Source organism: Mesorhizobium sp. 2RAF21 (assembly GCF_052115345.1).
Lineage (GTDB): Bacteria > Pseudomonadota > Alphaproteobacteria > Rhizobiales > Rhizobiaceae > Mesorhizobium > Mesorhizobium terrae.
This window is the reverse complement of the sequence record NZ_JBFRGM010000032.1, coordinates 19,002-39,025: the sequence shown is the minus strand read 5'-3', so window position 1 is coordinate 39,025 and position 20,024 is coordinate 19,002. Positions and strand designations below refer to the sequence as shown.

17 protein-coding genes and 1 pseudogene are annotated in these 20,024 nt (G+C 64.0%); 9 read left to right on the top strand and 9 right to left on the bottom strand.

Annotated elements, in window-relative coordinates:
• Window positions 1–14: 14 nt before the first annotated feature.
• Window positions 15–671: pseudogene (locus tag AB4136_RS31405) on the top strand (FAD-binding oxidoreductase); the annotation flags it as partial.
• Between the two features lie 179 nt (window positions 672–850).
• Here AB4136_RS31405 and AB4136_RS31400 read toward each other — a convergent pair.
• Window positions 851–1,858 (bottom strand): GlxA family transcriptional regulator, encoded by a 1,008-nt coding sequence (locus AB4136_RS31400; protein WP_137901902.1) that lies wholly within the window; start codon window positions 1,856–1,858, stop codon window positions 851–853.
• Window positions 1,859–1,975: 117 nt separating this feature from the next.
• Between AB4136_RS31400 and AB4136_RS31395 the strand changes: the two genes are divergently transcribed.
• The 8 genes from AB4136_RS31395 (at window position 1,976) to AB4136_RS31360 (ending at window position 12,276) form a co-directional block, all read left to right on the top strand.
• Window positions 1,976–3,229, top strand: coding sequence for a sarcosine oxidase subunit beta family protein (locus AB4136_RS31395; RefSeq protein ID WP_137901901.1), 1,254 nt, complete (start codon window positions 1,976–1,978; stop codon window positions 3,227–3,229).
• Between the two features lie 11 nt (window positions 3,230–3,240).
• A complete protein-coding gene (locus AB4136_RS31390; protein ID WP_137901900.1) occupies window positions 3,241–3,543 on the top strand; it encodes a sarcosine oxidase subunit delta in 303 nt (100 codons plus the stop codon).
• Window positions 3,540–6,530, top strand: coding sequence for a sarcosine oxidase subunit alpha (locus AB4136_RS31385; RefSeq protein ID WP_137901899.1), 2,991 nt, complete (start codon window positions 3,540–3,542; stop codon window positions 6,528–6,530). Before AB4136_RS31390 ends, AB4136_RS31385 begins: the two co-directional genes overlap by 4 nt.
• 12 nt (window positions 6,531–6,542) lie before the next feature.
• Window positions 6,543–7,100: a sarcosine oxidase subunit gamma family protein gene (soxG, locus tag AB4136_RS31380; protein ID WP_137901898.1), complete on the top strand. Its 558-nt coding sequence runs from the start codon at window positions 6,543–6,545 to the stop codon at window positions 7,098–7,100.
• Between the two features lie 30 nt (window positions 7,101–7,130).
• The gene (gene glyA, locus AB4136_RS31375; protein WP_137901897.1) at window positions 7,131–8,387 is read left to right on the top strand and encodes a serine hydroxymethyltransferase; all 1,257 of its coding nucleotides are present in this window, start codon (window positions 7,131–7,133) and stop codon (window positions 8,385–8,387) included.
• A gap of 66 nt (window positions 8,388–8,453) precedes the next feature.
• Entirely contained in the window at window positions 8,454–9,836 is a 1,383-nt protein-coding gene (locus tag AB4136_RS31370) for an L-serine ammonia-lyase (protein WP_137901896.1), read from the top strand.
• Window positions 9,837–10,066: 230 nt separating this feature from the next.
• Complete coding sequence (locus AB4136_RS31365; RefSeq protein ID WP_137901921.1) at window positions 10,067–11,281, top strand: M24 family metallopeptidase; 1,215 nt, start codon at window positions 10,067–10,069, stop codon at window positions 11,279–11,281.
• 101 nt (window positions 11,282–11,382) lie between these two features.
• Entirely contained in the window at window positions 11,383–12,276 is an 894-nt protein-coding gene (locus AB4136_RS31360) for a LysR substrate-binding domain-containing protein (protein ID WP_441932163.1), read from the top strand.
• 26 nt (window positions 12,277–12,302) lie between these two features.
• On the opposite strand, the gene AB4136_RS31355 is transcribed toward AB4136_RS31360, so the two are convergent.
• The 8 genes from AB4136_RS31355 to AB4136_RS31320 form a co-directional block, all read right to left on the bottom strand.
• Complete coding sequence (locus AB4136_RS31355) at window positions 12,303–13,127, bottom strand: ABC transporter permease (protein WP_137901894.1); 825 nt, start codon at window positions 13,125–13,127, stop codon at window positions 12,303–12,305.
• Window positions 13,128–13,131: 4 nt separating this feature from the next.
• Window positions 13,132–14,364, bottom strand: coding sequence for an ABC transporter permease (locus AB4136_RS31350; protein ID WP_137901893.1), 1,233 nt, complete (start codon window positions 14,362–14,364; stop codon window positions 13,132–13,134).
• A gap of 4 nt (window positions 14,365–14,368) precedes the next feature.
• Complete coding sequence (locus AB4136_RS31345; RefSeq protein WP_441932160.1) at window positions 14,369–15,490, bottom strand: ABC transporter ATP-binding protein; 1,122 nt, start codon at window positions 15,488–15,490, stop codon at window positions 14,369–14,371.
• A gap of 35 nt (window positions 15,491–15,525) precedes the next feature.
• Window positions 15,526–16,578, bottom strand: coding sequence for an ABC transporter substrate-binding protein (locus AB4136_RS31340; RefSeq protein ID WP_441932158.1), 1,053 nt, complete (start codon window positions 16,576–16,578; stop codon window positions 15,526–15,528).
• 255 nt (window positions 16,579–16,833) lie between these two features.
• Complete coding sequence (locus AB4136_RS31335) at window positions 16,834–17,058, bottom strand: hypothetical protein (RefSeq protein WP_137901892.1); 225 nt, start codon at window positions 17,056–17,058, stop codon at window positions 16,834–16,836.
• A gap of 95 nt (window positions 17,059–17,153) precedes the next feature.
• Window positions 17,154–18,248, bottom strand: a complete 1,095-nt coding sequence (locus AB4136_RS31330) for an ABC transporter ATP-binding protein (protein ID WP_137901891.1) — start codon at window positions 18,246–18,248, stop codon at window positions 17,154–17,156.
• Window positions 18,245–19,081 carry an ABC transporter permease gene (locus AB4136_RS31325; RefSeq protein WP_137901890.1) on the bottom strand — a complete coding sequence of 279 codons (837 nt, stop codon included), beginning with the start codon at window positions 19,079–19,081 and terminating at the stop codon, window positions 18,245–18,247. The genes AB4136_RS31330 and AB4136_RS31325 overlap by 4 nt, the downstream gene beginning before the upstream one ends.
• Window positions 19,078–19,923 carry an ABC transporter permease gene (locus AB4136_RS31320; RefSeq protein WP_137901889.1) on the bottom strand — a complete coding sequence of 282 codons (846 nt, stop codon included), beginning with the start codon at window positions 19,921–19,923 and terminating at the stop codon, window positions 19,078–19,080. Before AB4136_RS31320 ends, AB4136_RS31325 begins: the two co-directional genes overlap by 4 nt.
• Window positions 19,924–20,024: the final 101 nt, after the last annotated feature.

The window sequence follows — 20,024 nt, the reverse complement described above, 5'->3', positions numbered from 1 at the left end:
AAGCCGTGGACGGGATGCTTCCCCAGGCCCTGGCCGAAGCCTTGCTGAGCCGCTTCGCGGAGCGTTTCCAGACCGGCGCCGCCATCCGCGCCCAGCACGCATCGACCGCGAGCTGGATCGCCGCGCAGCCGCCGGACGCCGTCGTCTTCGCCCGAAGCACGGCCGAGGTCGCCGAGGCCGTGTCGCTGTGCGGCGCGGCGGACGTGCCGGTCATTCCGTTCGGCGCCGGCAGCTCGTTGGAAGGCCAGTTGAATGCGCCGCGCGGCGGAGTTTCCATCGACCTTTCACGGATGGATGCCGTCCTCGCCGTCAACGCCGAGGACATGGACTGCGTGGTGCGGCCAGGCGTCACGCGCGTGCGCCTGAACGATCATCTTCGCGACACCGGCCTGTTCTTCCCGCTCGATCCCGGCGCGGACGCCACGCTTGGCGGCATGGCGGCGACACGGGCGTCGGGGACGACGGCCGTGCTCTACGGCACGATGAAGGACGTTGTGTTGTCGGTCGAGGCGGTCATGCCCGACGGTCGGGTGATCCGCACCGGCCGCCGCGCGCGCAAGAGCGCCGCCGGCTACGATCTGACCCGGCTGCTGGTCGGCTCCGAAGGCACGCTCGGCATCATCACGGAGCTCACGCTACGGCTGCGCGGCATTCCCGAAGCGGTCGCCGCCGCCCGTAGTCTGCCCTATAGTGCATTCTGCGTTTCGCATTCAGACGGTGCTCGTGTAGAAGCGCACCAAACGCGCCAATTCGGTGCGCCATTTCGTTGACGTGGTGAGGAGCCGATCGGCGCGATAATCTATTGCGTGCCACCTATGCCTGCAGCATTCCTCAGATCTTTGTACCGCGCCTACACCGCATGTGCACGACGAAACATCGCTGGCGTCAGACCGCGCCTTTCGCGGAAGGTGCGGACGAAATGCGACGAATCGCAGAAGCCGGTCGCGGCGGCGATTTCCGTCACTGACTGGTCGGATTGGCGCAGCAGGAATTCCGCGTGCTCCAGCCGCATAATCTTGCAGGCCAGCGTCGGCGCTAAGCCGACAGCTTGCTGAAAGTGGCGTTCCAGTCGGCGACGACTAACGCCTAGCCGATGGGCCGTCTCGGCGACGGACAACGGCGTGTCGATGGTCTGCTGCATGAGCAGAAGCGCCTTCTTCACCAGCGGATCGTCGGTCGTCAGGTCGAGCGGGATGCCGGGCTGCGGCTTCTCCGCCCTCAACGCATCGTCGATAATCATGATGTGGAGGCTCTTGCGAGCTTGTGCGCGTCCGACATGCCTGTCGACCAGCCAAGCCGCGAGATGCGCCGAGCTTGCACCGCCCGAGCAGGTCAGGCGATCGCGGTCGACGATAAAAATCTGGTCGGAAACGGGTCGCAGCCCATCGAACTGTTCCAGGAAATCCGCATGGTGGAACCAGCTCACGCAGCAGCTATAGCCGTTCAACAGCCCGGCACGGTGAAGGATGAAGGCGCCGGTGCAGACGCCAACGAGTGGCACGCCCGCAGCGGCCGCGCGCTGAAGGTAGCGAGTATATTCCGGACTCAGGTTAGGAATCTCATCGATCAATCCGCCGACGACGACGAGATAGTCGAACAAGGTGGGATCGCCCAACCGTTCCTCTGGATGGACTGCAATACCGGAGCTGGACACGATTGGCTCCATCGTTGCCGACAGGACGCGCCAGCCGCATAAAATCGGGCGGCTTCGGTCGCCCTCGTCCGCCGACAATCTCAAGACATCGACGAAATTCGCAAAGGCGCACAGTGTGAAGCGGCGAGCGAGGATGAAGCCGACCGACAGGCGCGGCCGAAGCTTCCGCACATTATGCATGTTCTGGTCCCCCTTTTTCTCCATCGGTCAAAGACCCCTTCTCCCGTTCTTGGCGCATAGATACCATTCTGATGACGCGCACATTCTGCCAAAAGCGGCGCGATATCGCAATAAGTAGGCCCCATAGAACTGGGGAATCCAATGACCCGATTTTCAGCTTTCTCGCTGTTGAAGAACGCCTTGACCGGGAACAAGAACTGGACCGAGCAATGGCCGGACAGCCAGCCGAAGACTGAATACGACGTGGTCGTCGTCGGCGCCGGCGGCCACGGGCTTGGGGCAGCCTATTACCTCGCCAAGGAGTACGGTGTCACAAACGTCGCGGTGATCGACAAGGGCTGGCTCGGCGGCGGTAACACGGGCCGTAACACCACCATCATCCGCTCGAACTATCTTTACGACGAAAGCGCCCGGCTGTTCGACCATGCCGTCGACCTGTGGGAGAACCTCAGCCAGGAACTGAACTACAACGTCATGTACTCGCGGCGCGGCGTGCTGATGCTCGCCCACAATGTCCACGACGTTCAAAGCTTCAAGCGCCACATCCATTCCAACCGGCTGAACGGTGTCGACAACCGCTGGCTGACACGGGAGGAATGCAAGGAATACTGCCCGCCGCTGAACATATCGCCCACTGCCCGCCATCCGGTGATGGGCGGCGCGCTTCAGGAGCGCGCCGGGACCGCTCGCCATGACGCGGTGGCCTGGGGCTACGCCCGCGCGGCAAGCGCGCGCGGCGTCGACATCATCCAGAACTGTCCAGTCACTGCGATCCGTCGCAATCCGGACGGTTCGGTCGCCGGCGTCGAGACCGCAAAGGGATTCATCAAGGCCAAGAAGGTCGCCGTCTCGGCGGCCGGCCATACCTCGGTAGTGATGCAAACAGCGGACGTGCGGCTGCCGCTGGAGAGCTATCCACTCCAGGCGCTGGTGTCGGAGCCGGTCAAGCCGATCTTTCCCTGCGTGGTGATGTCGAACGCTGTCCACGCCTATATCAGCCAGTCCGACAAGGGCGAATTGGTGATCGGCTCGGGGACTGACCAGTACACCTCCTATTCGCAGCGCGGCGGCTTGCCGTTGATCGAGCACACCATCGCGGCCATCGTCGAGGTCTTCCCGATCTTCAACCGCATGCGCATGCTGCGCAAATGGGGCGGCATCGTAGACGTGACCCCCGACCGCTCGCCGATCCTCGGCAAGACCCCGGTGAAGGGGCTCTACGTCAATTGCGGCTGGGGCACGGGCGGCTTCAAGGCGACGCCGGGCTCCGCCCATGTCTTCGCCCACACCATCGCGAAGGATGAGCCGCACCCGATCAACGCGCCGTTCACGCTCGACCGCTTCCGCACCGGCCGGCTGATCGACGAGGCCGCCGCCGCCGCAGTGGCACACTGAGGACAATCGCCATGCTGCTGATCCATTGCCCCTATTGCGGCGAAACGCTGCCCGAGGCCGAGTTCACCTATGCCGGCGAGGCGCATGTCGCGCGCCCGCAGGACCCGTCGTCGCAGACCGACGACCAGTGGGAGGGCTTCCTGTTCATCCGCGCCAACGTCCGCGGCCCGCATTACGAGCGCTGGCGGCACATGCACGGCTGCGGCCGCTTCTTCAACGCCGTGCGCGACACGGTGAGCGACCGCTTCCTGACGACCTACAAGGCGGGCGAGCCGCGCCCGGCGCTTGCCGCCCTGACGGAGGAGCAGAAATGAACCGGTATCGCGTTCCAGGCCGCGGGCGGGTCGACACCGGCAAGCCCGTCTCCTTCACCTTCGACGGCAGGACCTATCAGGGCGCGCGCGGCGACACCGTCGCCTCCGCGCTGCTCGCCAACGGTGTCCACCTGATGGGCCGCTCCTTCAAATACCACCGTCCGCGCGGCCCGGTCGCCGCCGGCTCAGAGGAGCCGAACGCGCTGATCGGCACACGCCGCGGCCCCGGCCGCTTCGAGCCGAACACCCGCGCCACCGTGCAGGAGCTGCGCGCCGGGCTCGAAACCACCTCGCAGAACAAGTATCCCAGCCTGAAGTTCGACATCGGCGCGGTCAACGACGCCGCCTACATGCTGTTCTCGGCCGGCTTCTACTACAAGACCTTCATGTGGCCGAAGAGCTTCTGGCACAAGGTCTACGAGCCATTCATCCGCGCCGCCGCCAGCCTCGGCGTCAGCCCGATGGAGGAAGACCCGGATCAGTACGCCTCGCGCAACCTGCATTGCGATGTGCTCATCGTCGGCGCCGGCCCCGCCGGTCTCGCTGCAGCGCGCGCGGCGGCGGTCGACGGGCTAAAGGTCGTTCTCGTCGACGAGAACGCCGAGCCTGGTGGCACGCTTCTGTCGGAACCGCAGGCGCGGATCGACGGTTGCCCGGCCTGGGACTGGCTGGCGGAGGAGTTGAAGGCGCTGAAGGAACTGGGCGTGCGGATCATGACCCGCACCACCGCAATCGCTTATTACCACCAGAACATGCTTGGCCTTTGCGAGCGCGTGACCGATCACCTCGACGCCGTGCCGCAGGACACCCCTCGCGAGCGCTTGTGGCGGGTGCGAGCGCGCCGGGTGGTGCTGGCGCAGGGCGCGCTGGAAAAGCCGCTGGTTTTCCACGGTAACGACCGTCCGGGCGTCATGCTGGCGGGTGCCGCGCAGACCTATCTCAACCGCTACGGCGTGCGCGTCGGTGACCGGCCGGTCGTCGTGACCAGCCACGACAGCGCCTGGTACGCCGCCTTCGACTTGCAAGGCGCCGGCGCCCATGTGCAGGCCATCATCGACACCCGCGCCGATGTCCGCGAGGATCTCGTCAACGAGGCCCGCGCGCTCGGCATCCCGGTCAAGCTGTCGCACACGGCGACGGCGACCTCGGGCCGGCTGCGCGTCAAATCGATCCGCATCAACCCGGTCAGCGGCGGCCCTGTCGGGGCCGGACAGGAGATCGCCTGCGACGCGGTGCTGATGTCGGGCGGCTGGACGCCGTCGCTGCACCTGTTCTCGCACACGCAGGGCAAGCTGGCGTGGAGCGACGACTTAACCACCTTCCTGCCCGACCGCACGAACGAGGATTGTGCCATTGCCGGCGCGAGCCGTGGGCTTTGGGGCATCGAGGCGGCGTTGAAGGACGGCGCGGAGCGGGGTCGTGAGGTGGCGGCCGCACTTGGCAAGACAGGCAATGTGCTCGCCTACGCAGTCGACAACGACCGTCCCGGCAGCGGCGTGTCGCACAAGGAGCTGCCGACCGACCGCAATCCCGGCAGCGCCAAGGCCTTCGTCGACTACCAGAACGACGTCACCGCCAAGGACCTGCGGCTGGCCGTGCGCGAGGGCATGCGCTCCATCGAACACGTCAAGCGCTACACCACCAACGGCATGGCGACCGACCAGGGCAAGATGTCGAACATCAACGGGCTGAACATCGCCGCCGACGCGCTGGGCAAGCGCCAGCCGGAGGTGGGGCTCACCACCTTCCGCCCGCCCTATACGCCGACCACCTTCGGAGCCTTCGCGAACTACCATCGCGGCGAGCATTTCGAGGTCACCCGCAAGACGCAGATCGACGGTTGGGCCGCCGAGAACGGCGCCGTATTCGAGCCGGTCGGGCAATGGCGCCGGGCGTGGTATTTCCCGAAACCCGGCGAGGACATGGCCGCCGCCGTCGCCCGCGAATGCGGCGCGGTGCGGGAAAGCCTCGGCATCTTCGATGCCTCGACGCTGGGCAAGATCGAGGTCGTCGGCCCCGATGCCGTGACCTTCATGGAGCGAATGTACACCAACCCATGGGCCAAGCTCGGCGTCGGACGCTGCCGCTACGGCCTGCTGCTCGGCGACGACGGCTACATCCGCGACGACGGCGTGATCGGGCGCATGGCCGAGGACCGCTTCCACGTCACCACCACCACCGGAGGCGCCGCGGGCGTCTTGAACATGATGGAGGACTACCTCCAGACCGAATGGCCCGAGCTGAACGTCTGGCTGACCTCGACGACGGAGCAATGGTCCACCATAGCACTGAACGGACCCAACGCCGCGAAGCTGCTGGCGTCGCTCGTAGAAGGGATCGAGCTGACCGAAGAAGCCTTCCCGCATATGTCGTGCCTGGAATGCACGGTGGCGGGGATGCCGGCCCGGCTGTTCCGGGTCAGCTTCACGGGCGAGACCGGCTTCGAGGTCAACGTGCCCGCGCCGCTCGGCCGCAAGCTGTGGGAAATTCTTTGGCAGGCAGGCCAGCAGTACGGCATCACGCCCTACGGCACCGAGACGATGCACGTACTGCGCGCCGAGAAGGGCTACATCATCGTCGGCCAGGACACGGACGGCACGGTCACGCCCTACGATGCCGGCATGGGCTGGGCGGTCGGCAAGAACAAGCCCGACTTCGTCGGCAAGCGCGGCCTCGCCCGCCCCGACCTGACGGCCAAGGGCCGCAGGCACCTCGTCGGCCTGCTGACCGAGGACCGCTCGAAGCTGGAGGAAGGCGCGCAGATCGTCTTCGACCCCAGGCAGCCGATCCCGATGAAGATGGTGGGACACGTCACCTCGTCCTACCACTCGGTCGCGGCCGGCCGGCCGATCGCGCTGGCCCTCGTCGAGGGCGGGCACGAGCGGATGGGCGAAACCGTCTACATCCCGATGCCCGGCCGCACCATCGCCGCCACCGTCACCGGGACCGTCTTCGTCGATCCCGAAAACACCCGCCTGAAGATCTGACCGGAGGCGAAGATGAGCATCGAGATTTCTTCCCTGAACCCCGGCGCCGTGATCGAGACGAAGGCCGCACAGCTCAGTGTCGCGCCGACCGAGGGGCGGCTGTCGCTGCGCGCCAGGGGAAACACCGTCGCGGCACTGGGCGCCACACTGGGGCTTGCCCTGCCCGACCGCATCGGCCGCCGCGCCGCCGTCGGCGAGATCGAGGCGATCCGCCTCGGCCCGGACGAATGGACGATCCACGCGCCCGCCGGGGACGCCGCCCGGCTCACCGCAGCATGCGCGGCGTTGGCCGCCGCCCATCCACACAGCCTGGTCGACATTTCCGGACGCGAGGTCACGCTGCTGGTCGAGGGGCCGAAGGTCGCCGAACTGCTGACTCTCGGCTGCCCGCGCGACATAGCCGCGATCCCGCCCGGCGAAGGCCGCCGCACGCTGTTCGACGGCGCGACGGTCGTGCTGTGGCGCGACGCCGCCGACCGCTTCCGCATGGATATCTGGAACAGCTTCGCCTCGCACATCGCCCGGCTGCTGGAAACCGGCTGCAAGGAACTCGCCGCCGAAACCGCCTGATCCCCTGACTGAGCTTTGAGAGGACGCCCCATGCCCGCCCAGACCATCTCCGACGCCGCCGTCGCCAGCGCCATCGCCGAGGAACTCGACCGGCAGCAAACCCAGATCGAGTTGATCGCCTCGGAAAACATCGTCTCCCGCGACGTCCTGGCCGCGCAGGGCTCGGTGCTGACCAACAAATACGCCGAAGGCTATCCGGGCAAGCGCTACTACGGCGGCTGCGAGTTCGTCGACAAGGTCGAGGAAGTCGCCATCGAGCGTCTGAAGAAGCTGTTCGGGGCGGAATACGCCAACGTCCAGCCACATTCCGGCGCGCAGGCGAACCAGGCGGTGTTCCTGGCGCTGTTGCAGCCGGGAGACCGGGTCATGGGCATGTCGCTTGCGCATGGCGGCCACCTCACCCACGGCTCGCCCGTCACCATGTCGGGCAAATGGTTCGACGTGGTTTCCTACGAAGTCGATTCCGAAACCCACCTGATCGACATGGAGAAGGTCCGCGAAAAGGCACTTGAGACCAGGCCGAAGCTGATCATCGCCGGGGCTTCGGCCTATCCGCGCCAGATCGACTTCGCCGGCTTCCGCAGGATCGCCGACGAGGTCGGGGCCTACCTTATGGTAGACATGGCGCACTATGCGGGCCTGATCGCCGGGAGATGCTACCCAAGCCCGGTGCCGCACGCCCATGTCGTCACCTCGACCACGCACAAGACCCTGCGCGGTCCGCGCGGCGGCGTCATCCTGACCAACGACGAGGCGCTGGCCAAAAAGCTGAACTCGGCGGTGTTCCCCGGCAACCAGGGCGGTCCGCTGATGCACGTCATCGCCGCCAAGGCGGTCGCGTTCGGCGAGGCGCTGCGGCCCGAATTCGCCGACTACGCCCGCCGGGTCATCGCCAACGCGCAGGCGCTGGCGAAGGTGCTGAAGGACGGCGGCCTCGGCATCGTCTCGGGCGGCACCGACAGCCACATGGTGCTGGTCGACCTGCGGCCCAAGGGCGTGACGGGCAAGGCGGCCGAGATCGCGCTGGAGCGCGCCGGCCTGACCTGCAACAAGAACGCAATCCCAAACGATCCGGAAAAGCCATTCGTCACCTCGGGCATCCGTGTCGGCAGCTCGGCCGGAACGACGCGCGGCTTCGGCGAGGCGGAGTTCCGCCGCGTGGGCGAACTGATCCTCAAGGTGACCGACGCGCTGGCCGACAAGGACTCGGAAGGCGACGCCGCGGTGGAGCGGGAAGTGCTGACCGAGGTCACGGATCTCTGCCAACGCTTTCCGATCTACGGCTGAACGCTGACAATGATCCGGCCGCCGCTGACGCGCGAAGAGCGGACCGCGTGATCGATGAGGTATGGCATGTTCCTGAGCGTTTTCGATGTCTTCAAGATCGGCGTCGGGCCTTCGTCATCGCACACGATGGGCCCGATGACGGCGGCGGCACGGTTTCTCGACCTGCTGCGTGACGTGCCAGAAAGACAGCGCGCCGCAAGGCTCATGGCGACGCTGCACGGCTCCCTCGCTTTCACCGGCAAGGGCCATGCCACGGATCGCGCGGTGGCGCTCGGCCTGCTTGGCTACCTGCCCGCCGATCTGGACCCAGACCGAGCCGAGCGCGAGCTCGTGGCGCTTCATGAAAGCCGCCTGCTGCGTCCGCAGAGCTTGCCACCGCTAGCTTTCGATCCCGCCGTCGACATCGTCTTCGACTACGGGCCACCGCTGCCCGGTCATGCCAACGGACTGGTGTTCGCCGCACTGGACATTCACGGCAACACGGTCATGACGGAAACCTACTATTCCATCGGCGGCGGCTTCGTCGTCACCGCCGCCGAACGCGAGGCACCCACGGTGGCGGCTAGCGGCTTGGCGCAATGGCCGTATCCCTTCGACAACGCCGCTTCGATGCTCGCCATGTCGCGCGACACCGGGCTTTCCGTCGCTGCGATGAAGCGCGAGAACGAGATTGCTGTCCGTCCTGCTCCTGAGGTCGAGCGGGGGCTGGCGCACATTTGGTCGGTGATGAACGCAAGCATCGACCGGGGCATGTCGCGGGACGGCGAGTTGCCCGGAGGATTGCACGTGGGACGCAGGGCGAGGAGAATCCATCAGCAGCTTCTTGCCGAACGGTTGGCCAATTCGAGCGAGCCGCACGCCGCGTCCGATTGGCTAAGCGTATACGCCATGGCCGTCAACGAAGAGAACGCCGCCGGAGGACAGGTTGTGACGGCGCCTACCAATGGGGCAGCGGGCGTCGTCCCAGCAGTATTGCGCTATTACCTCGACCACTGCGCCAGCGCCGAAGCCACCCAGGTCCCCGACTTCCTGCTCACTGCCGCGGCCATCGGCGGGCTGATCAAGCACAACGCCTCGATTTCCGGTGCCGAAGCCGGCTGTCAGGGCGAAGTTGGGTCTGCGGCGGCCATGGCGGCGGCAGGCCTCTGCGCCGTGCTCGGCGGCACGCCTGAGCAGATCGAAAACGCCGCCGAGATCGCGCTTGAGCATCATCTCGGCATGACTTGCGATCCGGTGCGGGGACTTGTGCAGGTTCCCTGCATCGAACGCAACGGGATAGGAGCGACCAAAGCCGTAGCCGCCGCCTCGCTTGCGCTGCGTGGTGACGGTACGCACTTCATGCCGCTCGACAACTGCATCGAAGCGATGCGCCAGACCGGCGAGGAGATGAGCGTAAAGTTCAAGGAGACCAGCCTGGGAGGCCTCGCAGTAAATCTGCCGGAATGCTGAGGGTCGGGTGTTGTCTCTGGCAGCACGCGTGAGCTGGCGGTGCGCCTCGCACGGCCCGCCGTAGATACCTCTCTTGGCGGCGGCGGCGGCAGCGCGATTAAAAACTGTAATTGATTGATAGCGACTTCTAATTTCCTGCAGCAGCGCGGCCTTTCTATAGTCCCTTCCGAGCTCGATCACCCTGATTTCGATGCAAAGGAAATGGAACGATGAACGTCTATGCCAAAGGCATGCCGAACGAATTACTTCGGCTGCAGAACATGCACAACGGCGAAAAGGCCGTTCCGACCTTCAGCGCGGCGGAAATGACGCGCCGGCAGGACGGTCTGCGTAAGATCCTGGCCGAGCTGAAGCTCGACGCCGCGATCCTCACTTCCTATCACAACATCTGCTACTTCTCCGACTTCCTGTACTGCTACTTCGGACGCCGCTATGCCTTCGTCGTCACGCCGCAGAAGGCGATTTCCGTGTCCGCCGGCATCGACGCAGGCCAGCCTTGGCGCCGCACGTTCGGCGACAACGTCACCTATACCGACTGGCGTCGCGACAATTACTTCCACGCGCTGCAGGAGGCGCTGCCGGGCGTGAAGCGTCTCGGCATCGAGTTCGACCACGTCAATATCGAGTTGCGCAAGCTTTTGCAGGACGCCTTTCCGGAAGTGGAGTTCGTCGATATCGGCTCGCCCACGATGTGGCTGCGCACGATCAAGTCGGCGGAGGAAATCGCCCTGATCAAGGAAGGCGCGCGCACCGCCGACATCGGCGGCGAAGCGGTCCGCGATGCGATCCGCGAAGGCGTCCCGGAATACGAGGTGGCGCTTGCGGGCACGCAGGCGATGGTGCGCCATATCGCGAAGACCTTCCCGCACGCCGAATTGATGGACACCTGGGTCTGGTTCCAGTCCGGCATCAACACCGATGGCGCCCATAATCCAGTGACGTCGCGCAAAGTTCAGAAAGGCGACATCCTTTCGCTCAACTGCTTCCCGATGATTTCGGGCTACTACACCGCGCTGGAGCGCACCCTTTTCCTTGACCACGCAAGCGATGAACACCTGCGCATTTGGGAGGTCAATTGCAAGGTACACCGCCGTGGCCTCGAACTCCTGAAACCCGGTGCTCGCTGTGGCGACGTGGCGACCGAGTTGAACGACATCTACCGAAGCCACGGTCTGCTCGGCTATCGCTCGTTCGGCTACGGACATTCCTTCGGCGTGCTGTCACACTACTATGGCCGCGAAGCCGGCGTCGAACTGCGCGAGGACATCAACACCGTCCTTCAGCCGGGCATGGTCGTTTCGATGGAGCCGATGGTGACCTTGCCTGAAGGAATGACCGGCGCCGGCGGCTATCGCGAGCACGATATCCTCGTGATCGGCGAGAACAGTTCGGAAAACATCACCAAGTTCCCATTCGGACCGGAACACAATATCGTCAAGCCCTGACGGGACGTCTGAACTGCGAAGCGGGCCTTTGGGAAACCAAAGGCCCGCTTGCGTTTGTGCAGCGCCGCATGATTTTATCTCCCGCTGGAGGACGGAGTGCCATGCGCAGCATCCCTACTGACCTGCTCCGTGCCTTCGTCACGGTCATTGACCTGCGCGGTTATACGCGCGCCGGTGAACAGCTTGGCCGCACCCAGCCGGCGGTCAGCCTGCAAATGAAGAAACTGCAGGAGTTGCTGGGCGTTTCACTGTTTGCCAAGGAAGGCGGCGCGCAACCGACCGAGCATGGCGAATTGGTGGCGGGATATGCCCGCCAGATCCTGGCGCTCAACGATGAGATGATGCTGAAGCTTTCCAACCGCGACAGCAAAGGCAAGCTGCGGCTGGGCATCCCCAACGACTATGCGGACCACTTCCTGCCTAAGTTGATGGCGACTCTCGCCCGGGACGGCGGCGATATCACCTTCGACGTCGTCTGCGATCTTTCCCACAACCTGTTGCGCGGCTTGCGCAACKGCCAGTTCGATATCGTGGTGGCGATGACGGCCGACGGGCCCTCGGAAGGCGCGTTCATGACCTGGAAGGAACCGCTGGCCTGGGTCGGCGCGAAACCGCTCGATGCTATTCCGGAAGACGTCGACGACAGAAAACGGCTTCGCATTGTATGCTATCCCGAAGGCTGCCTCTATCGCCGCAACATGCTGACGGCGTTGCAGCGTGACGGACGCAATTTCGAGATCGTCTACACGAGCCCGAGCCTGTCCGGCCTTGAGGCGGCTGTGGGCGCCGGGTTCGGCATGACCGTACTGGCGCGCAGGATCATTCCCTCGGCGTTGCGGATCATGGGGCCTTCGAGCCACCTGCCTCGACTGGCCGACGTCGTGGTCGGCATCTATGTCGTGCCTGATCGAAAGCGATCGGCGGTAGCGCAAAGTTTCGCGGCTCGCTTCGCCGACATGTTCGTTGCGAATGAGGGCGACGCCAAGGCGGTTTGAGGCAGTCTACATGCCTGCGAACCGCGTCAAGCCGACGTCGTCGGCTTGACGCGCTGCCTCGTCAGCATGGCCAGAACCGCGAACAGGGTGATCGAAAGCGCCAGCAGCAACGTCGCCGCCGCCATGATAGTCGGGTTGATCTGATCGCGGATGCCGGAAAACATCTGGACCGGCAGGGTGCGCTGTTCGGCGGCCGTCATGAACAACGCCACCACGACCTCGTCGAAGGAAATGGCGAAGGCGAATATGGCGCCGGAAACCACGCCTGGCAGAATGTTCGGCAGGGTCACCCGGAAGAAGGCGGACATCGCCGGGGCGCCAAGGCTAAGCGCTGCGCGGGTCAGGTTGGTGTCATAAGTTGACAGCGTCGCCGTGACCGTGATCACGACGAATGGCGTGGCCAAGGCCGTATGCGCAAGCACCAAGCCGGTGCGCGTATTGGTCAGGCCGAACTGGCCGAAGAACAGGTAGCTGCCGACCGCGACGATGACGATCGGCACGATCATCGGCGAAATTAAGAGCGCCATGATGAGCCGGCGTGCCGGAAAATCGGGACGTGAGATTCCGAGGGCCGCCAGTGTGCCGAGCGTCGTCGCCAGTACGGTTGTCATCACCGCCGCGACGGCGCTGTTGAAGATGGCGTTCATCCATCGCGCGTTGCCGAAGAAATCCGCATACCAGCGCAGCGAATATTCGCGGACCGGAAGAGTGAAGAACGGATCCTTCGAGAAGGACAGCGGCACGATGATGAACAGCGGTGCGATCAGGAATAGCAGGACCGCGACGGCGAACGCCACCACAAGCGTCCGTGTCAGCCGTTCAAAAGGAGTCGCGTAGGAAGGCAGCCACATGGCGTCACCCCAGCTTGATCTTGTCGGCGCCGACGAGGCGAAGGAACAACAGGTAGATGGCGAGCGTCACGACAAGCAGGACGACTCCGAGGCTCGAAGCCAGCCCCCAGTTGAGGTCGCGGTTGATGAAGACGGCGATGAAGTTGGAGACCATCTGGTCACGTGGCCCGCCCACGAGGGCCGGAGTGATGTAGTAGCCGAGCGACAGGATGAACGTCATCAGGCATCCCGCGACCAAGCCGGGCAGTGTCTGCGGCGCGTAGATGCGCCAGAAGGCCGAGAGCGGCGGGGCACCGAGCGAACGGGCGGCGCGCAATTGCGTGGTCGAGATCGAGCGCATGACGCTGTAGATCGGCAGAATGGTGAAGGGAAGCTGGATGTGCGTCATCGCCGTGACCGTGCCGACACGCGTGAAGATGAGCTGCAGCCTTTCGCTGGTAATGTGCAGGGCCACGAGCGCGTCGTTGATGACGCCGTTCGATTGCAGGAGGACAACCCATGCCGTCGTGCGCACGAGCAGCGACGTCCATAGCGGCAGGAGCACCATCAGCATCATGATCCCCGCGACCGCCTTCGGCGCGATGGTGAGGACGTAGGCAACGGGATAGCCGAGGACCAGTGTGAACAGGGTCACCACGGCCGCCACGAACAGCGTCCGTCCCAGGACATCGAGAAAGATCGCCTGGTCTCCTTCGACCCGTCCGAGCGAATTGTCGGGGTTCTGTTTCAGATCGACGGCGCTCAGCAGATAAAACGGAGTGAACGCGGAACCGTTGCGCTTGATCACCGCCCAGACTTCCGGCGATCCCCAATCCTTGTTGAGCTCGATGAATTTTTCTTTGTACGGGCCCGTGTCAAGCCGGTCGACCGTGCGGGCGGCGGCCAGGATGCGACCGCGCATTCCGGAAATCTCGTAGTTGAGGCGCTTGCCAACCAAGGCGGCCGTGCTGTTGTCCTTGGCGACTTTCAAGTCTGCGGCGAAGGCCGCGTAGACGGGCTCCGCGGGAGTCGACGCGCCATCCCAGCCTTCAAGTGCGACAAGCGTCCGCGGCAGCACCTCGCGTGTCTCCGGGTTCCCGACCGCGGTGACGAGCAGATAGAGGATTGGCGCTACGAAGACGACGAGAAGAAAGGCGACCAGTGGCAGCGCAAGCGACAGAGCGGCCCGTCGCGCCGGCCGTTCGGCGCGCCGCACGGCCATGAAGACGTTGATGCGCTCGATATCGGTGACGGTCATGGCCTTACGCCCCCAATAGGCGGCATTCGGATACGCCGCATTCGAGTACGACGTCCTCCCCCGGCGCGAAATGCCGTGCCTGCCGCGCCGGGATGCGGGCGGTGAGCAGCTGGCCGCCAAGCGCTTCGACCGACAGCCGCATATGGTCGCCAAGGAAGAAGACGTCGCGCGCCTTGCCTGAAAAGCGGTTGAGGCCGGTATGGCCCTGCCCTTCGGCGAGAGAGAGGCTTTCCGGCCGCACCGATATGCTCATCTCGCCGGCAGGATCGGAGATGTCGGCGCTGGCGGCCTTCAATACCGTGCCGTCGGCCATGCGCACCACGGCGAGAGCGCCTTCCCGCCCGGCCGGCGTACAGGCCAGCGTGTTGTTTTCGCCGATGAAGGAGGCGACGAAGCGGTTTGACGGCTCGTTGTAGAGCGTTTCCGGATCGGCAAGCTGCTGGATGCGGCCGTCATGGAAAACGGCGATCCGGTCCGACATCGTCAGCGCTTCGGACTGGTCGTGGGTGACGTAGACCATGGTGATGCCGAGCGACACCTGGAGCTGCTTGATCTCGATCTGCATGCGTTCGCGCAGTTGCTTGTCGAGCGCGCCGAGCGGCTCGTCCATCAGCACCAGCGACGGCTCGAACACCAGAGCGCGCGCCAGCGCGACCCGCTGCTGCTGGCCGCCCGAAAGCTGCGCCGGGCGGCGGTCGCCCAGCGCCTCGAGGCTGACCCGGCCTAGTGCCTGGCGAACCTTCTCCTTGGCAGCCGCACCGGTGATGCCACGATAGCGCAACGGAAACGCCACGTTCTCGGCCACCGTCATATGCGGAAACAGCGCATAGTTCTGGAACACGAAGCCGATGTTGCGTTTTTCGGGCGGCAGGCGCTCGACGGGCTTGTCGTCGAGCAGGATGCGGCCGAGCGTTGGCCGCTCGAAACCGCCCAGCATCATTAGCGTCGTGGTCTTGCCGGAACCCGAAGGTCCCAGCATGGTCAGGAACTCGCCGCGCCGAACGGCGAGGTTCAGATCCTTCACTACGAAGGCGATGCCGTCGTAGGATTTCTTCACTTCCTCGAACCGAACTAGGGCATCGGTCGAACGATCCATCGCCAGTGACTTTTGCTGGGAAACGTTCATCGATGTCCTCCTTTCGGCCGTAGGCCCGGTCGACGCTATTGTGCGAGCCAGGTCGTGAAGCGCTTGCGGATTTCCTCTCCGTTGTCGGCCCAGAAGCCGTTGTCGAGGGTCAACGAAACCGTCAGGTTCTGCGGACTGGTGGGCAGATTCTTGGCGTCCTCGGGCGCCACGAACTCGGCCGCCGATTTCCGCACCGGACCATACGGGATGTATTTGGTAATGCCCGCTAGCACTTTTGGCTCCGCCGCATACTTGATGAACGCAAGGGACGCCTCGGGATTTTTCGCGCCCTTCGGGATCACCCAGTAGTTGGAATCGAGGATCTGGTTGTCCCACACGATCCTGAAGTCCTTGCCTTCCTTGTTGGCGTTGTAGATGCGACCGTTCCAGGCAGTCGTCATCGCGACTTCGCCGGACGCGAGCAGTTGCGGCGCCTGGGCGCCGGCTTCCCACCAAACGATGCTGTCCTTGATCGTGTCGAGCTTGGCAAAGGCGCGGTCGACGCCTTGTGGGGTCGACAACGTTTCATAGACCTTGTCTGGCGCGACGCCATCAGCGAGCAACGCGAATTCGAGATTGGTGGCCGGGTTCTTCCAAAGCCCGCGCTTTCCAGGAAACTTCTTGGTGTCGAACAGATCCTTGATCGTCTTGGGACCGTCCGGGAGCTTGGCCCCGTCGTAGGCCAGGATCGTCGCATAGACGATCGTCCCCACGCCACAGTCGGACGTCGTCCCCTTGATCCAGTCATCCTCGGGTCCGATCTTCGCCCAATCGATCTTCTCGAATATGCCCTCGTCGCACCCTTGCAGCAAGGTCGGCGCATCGACGTCCACCGCGTCCACCGTTGTGTTGCCGGACTCGATCATGGCCTTTATCTTGGCGATCTCGCCGCCATATTCCTGTTCGTCGATCTTGATCCCTGTGCTGGCGGTATAGGTTTCGAAAACCGCCTTGCGTTGCGCTTCCTGATAGGCTCCGCCGAAGCTCATGACGGAAATCGCGTCCTGTGCCTGCACAGGTTGCGCGCAAAGCGGCGAAAGCACCGTCATTGACAGCGCGAGCATGCGACCCGCTGAACGATATCCCATATTGGCCACTCCCATTGCCTGATTGGAAAATGCGGCCTGCTCGGTTCCTACGAGTGCTGCCGCCACGAAAACCGTAGTTCGCGGTTCCAATGGCGGCAAATAAGTACATCACATGACCCCATGAGGAACCGTTATCGTGATGACTTCACTGATCGAAGCGTGGTCGCAAGACGTGGCACCCGTTCTCTGCACATTGCGCAGGACACAATACCACACTACCGCCAGCGTCAGTGTTGGCTGCCACACCGATCTGGATCAGCCAAGTCGAGGCCCCGGTACCGGGTTGGAGATCTTAAGGACGGCATCAACCTTCAAGAGGTTGTCCGTTAATGCAGAGCCAGCCGATCGACTCACCCCCGTCAGGCTCTTCCACGGCAATTTAAGAGCACTAAAGGCTTCGATAAAAGAATAGAATGTCAGATCGCGCGGCGACGGATCATGATCGCCTGCGTTAAGAAAGAGCATCCATATCGGTTCCATCTCATCGCTTCCTATCAAACTCGGTCGTATTGGATATTTGAGCCGCCTTTGTGGTCACCAACCATCAGTCTGAAAGTATTCTCGGCGCGGGATGCTTATTCCCCTGGCAGGATATGGCCGGCTTCCGGCCGCCAAGTCAGCCAGACGTCTGCCTTGTGCGCCAGGTCGAGATGTTCGAGCTCGTCATGGCTCTTCTGCGCTTTCAATTCGATGCCGTCGGGACCTTCGAGATGGATCACGGCGGTGGCACCGACGAACTCCTCGCCGACCACGGAGGCCCGCACCGCATTGATGCCCTCGGCCGGCTTCTCGTTGGAGAGTTGCACGCGGTCGTCAGAGACGACGAAGGTCGCCTTGTCGCCCTTCGCCAGGGCCTTTACCGGATTGGCCGCGATATCAAATTCGCCGGCGGGCGTCGCGATGCGGACCGCCCCGTTGCCGACAGCCGTGACGCTGCCGCCAAAAATGTTCGATGAGCCGAGGAATTCGGCAACGAATCTGGTGCGCGGCGCGCGGTAGATCTCCTGCGGGTCGCCGATCTGCTCGATGCGGCCGCGGCTCATGATGACGACGCGGTCCGCCATCGAGAACGCCTCCGACTGGCTGTGAGTGACGTAGACGAACGTGATGCCGAGCTCACGCTGAAGGTTCGACAGGACCGTCTGCATGCGCACCTTGAGATGCGCATCGAGCGCCGACAATGGTTCGTCGAGCAGCAGGATCTCGGGCTCCGTGACCAGCGAGCGCGCCAGCGCCACGCGCTGGCGCTGACCGCCCGAAAGATGCGCGACATTGCGATCGGCGAATTCGGCGATCTGCATCCGTTCGAGCCATTTTTCGACGCGCCGCCGGCGTTCGCTTTTTTCGATGCCGCGCATACGCAGGCTGAACTCGACGTTCTCACGCACCGTCAGGAACGGGAACAGGGCCAGGCTCTGCCACACCATCGGGGTGTCGCGTTGCCAGGTCGGCAGGTCGTTGATGCGTTTGCCGGCGAGCCGTATCTCGCCCTCGCTCGGCGCCTCGAGACCCGCCAGCATGCGCAGCGTGGTCGTCTTGCCGCAGCCGCTCGAACCCATGATGGCAAGGAACTCGCCCTTGCGGATGTCGAGATTCATCTTCTCCACGGCGACGAAAGCGCCGAACCGCTTCGCGACGCCGTCGAAGACGACGAGAGCCTGGTCGGTCATTGTGTGACTACTCCGGTGTCTTTGACTGCCGCAGCGGGCGCGGCTCCGCGTTTCATGAGAAGAACCTGGGCCACGACCACCAGCGTCATGGAAACGATGAAGACGAAGGTGCCGATGACGTTGATGCGCGGGCTGACCTGGCCCTGAAGAAAGCCAAGCACCTTGACCGGCAGCGTCTCGTTCAGGCCGGAAACGAACCAGGCGACGGCGAACTCGTCGAAGGAGACCGCCATGGTGATGAACAGAGCGGCGAACAGCGCCGGCCGGCAGAAGGGCATGATCACATGGCGCATCGCCATCCATTCGGATGCGCCCAGATTCCATGCCGCCGCTTCCAGCGACGGGTCCATCTGCGACAGCCGCAGCCGGCAGATCGCCATGGCGAAGGGAGCGCACATGACGACATGGGCGATGACGACCGAATAGATCGCGCCGGACAGGTTGACGTTGGACAGGAAGGCCAGCATCGCAAGTCCGAGAATGACCACGGGGATGGTCGGCGGCAGCAGCGCCAGCGCGACATAGACGGGCTTGCCGAAGAATCTGTATCGGAAGTCGGTGTAGGCCGCGCCGAACCCTATTGCGGTCGAGACCACGGATGCCACCACGCCGACGACCAGCGTGTTGCGCAGCCCCTGCCAGACGAGCGGGTCGTTCCAGACCGTCTCGTACCAGACGGTCGAGAATCCGCCGAGCGGCAGCGACGGGAAGCGATCGACATTGAGCGAGAAGACGAAACTCGCGGCGATCGGCGCGAAAATGAAGCCGAACGACAGCACTATGTAGATATTCAGCGCCCAGTCGATCAGCCGGTTGCGGTTAAAATCGTTCATCGCCCCCTCTCCCGATAGGCGTAGCTGACGGAGGCGAAGGCCACGGCGAGCAGCGTGGCGATCATGGCAAGCGCAATCACCGCCGCGCGCGGCCATTGCTGGCCCGATTTCGTCGTGTCGGTGATCAGAATGGACAATGTCGGGGGGTCGCCACCGCCGAGATAGAGCGGGCTGACGAAATCGCCGAACGTCAGGATGAAGCAGAACAGCGCCGCGATGACGAGGCCGACCCGGGCAGCGGGGATGACCACCTCGAATACGGTGCGCAGGCGGCCGCAGCGCAGATTGTGCGCCGCCTCGATCAGCATCCTGTCGACGAAGACCAGGCTGAACAGTTGCAGCAGCACCACGAGCGGGAAGCTCAGCGTGAGATAGCCGATCATCGCGCCGAAGACGGAGTTGAGCATCCCGAACGGACCAAGGCCGATCTTGGCTAACAGCGCGTTGAAGATGCCGTGGTCGGAAAGGAATATCTGCCAGGAGTAGACGCGAACGAGGTAGCTGGTGAAAAAGGGAATGACCATCAGGAACACCGCCCAGCGCCGTGCCGTCTCCGACAGCTTGAAAGCGATGCCGTAGGCGCAGGGAAACGCCAGGACGCTGGTGAGAACAGCGGCTGCGGCGGAAAGCAGAAGCGTGCGGAAATAGGCTTCCCAGAACACCCCGCGGCCCAGCATCCGCGTCCAGTTGTCCGGATTGAAATCCGGGACCATGCGGAAATTTTTCACCGACCAGAAGCTGAGCGCGATCAGGAAGAGCAGCGGCGCCAGGAAGAACAGCAACTGCCACACCAGCATCGGCATTGAGAATGTCAGGCCGTAGAGCGTGATCGATTTTCGCATTTCTGTCCCGTTCGGACGCAGATCGGTCGGTTTCAGATTCAAAAAAGGCAAGCAGGGCGGGCAACGTCGCCGCCCGCCCTACTTGGTCTTCGGTCCGCCAG

Bases quoted from the DNA above. Each gene is read 5' to 3' on its own strand.
- AB4136_RS31400 (WP_137901902.1), bottom strand. From the start codon at position 1,858: ATGGAGAAAAAGGGGGACCAGAACATGCATAATGTGCGGAAGCTTCGG.
- AB4136_RS31395 (WP_137901901.1), top strand. From the start codon at position 1,976: ATGACCCGATTTTCAGCTTTCTCGCTGTTGAAGAACGCCTTGACCGGG.
- AB4136_RS31390 (WP_137901900.1), top strand. From the start codon at position 3,241: ATGCTGCTGATCCATTGCCCCTATTGCGGCGAAACGCTGCCCGAGGCC.
- AB4136_RS31385 (WP_137901899.1), top strand. From the start codon at position 3,540: ATGAACCGGTATCGCGTTCCAGGCCGCGGGCGGGTCGACACCGGCAAG.
- soxG (WP_137901898.1), top strand. From the start codon at position 6,543: ATGAGCATCGAGATTTCTTCCCTGAACCCCGGCGCCGTGATCGAGACG.
- glyA (WP_137901897.1), top strand. From the start codon at position 7,131: ATGCCCGCCCAGACCATCTCCGACGCCGCCGTCGCCAGCGCCATCGCC.
- AB4136_RS31370 (WP_137901896.1), top strand. From the start codon at position 8,454: ATGTTCCTGAGCGTTTTCGATGTCTTCAAGATCGGCGTCGGGCCTTCG.
- AB4136_RS31365 (WP_137901921.1), top strand. From the start codon at position 10,067: ATGCCGAACGAATTACTTCGGCTGCAGAACATGCACAACGGCGAAAAG.
- AB4136_RS31355 (WP_137901894.1), bottom strand. From the start codon at position 13,127: ATGTGGCTGCCTTCCTACGCGACTCCTTTTGAACGGCTGACACGGACG.
- AB4136_RS31350 (WP_137901893.1), bottom strand. From the start codon at position 14,364: ATGACCGTCACCGATATCGAGCGCATCAACGTCTTCATGGCCGTGCGG.
- AB4136_RS31345 (WP_441932160.1), bottom strand. From the start codon at position 15,490: ATGAACGTTTCCCAGCAAAAGTCACTGGCGATGGATCGTTCGACCGAT.
- AB4136_RS31340 (WP_441932158.1), bottom strand. From the start codon at position 16,578: ATGGGATATCGTTCAGCGGGTCGCATGCTCGCGCTGTCAATGACGGTG.
- AB4136_RS31335 (WP_137901892.1), bottom strand. From the start codon at position 17,058: ATGGAACCGATATGGATGCTCTTTCTTAACGCAGGCGATCATGATCCG.
- AB4136_RS31330 (WP_137901891.1), bottom strand. From the start codon at position 18,248: ATGACCGACCAGGCTCTCGTCGTCTTCGACGGCGTCGCGAAGCGGTTC.
- AB4136_RS31325 (WP_137901890.1), bottom strand. From the start codon at position 19,081: ATGAACGATTTTAACCGCAACCGGCTGATCGACTGGGCGCTGAATATC.
- AB4136_RS31320 (WP_137901889.1), bottom strand. From the start codon at position 19,923: ATGCGAAAATCGATCACGCTCTACGGCCTGACATTCTCAATGCCGATG.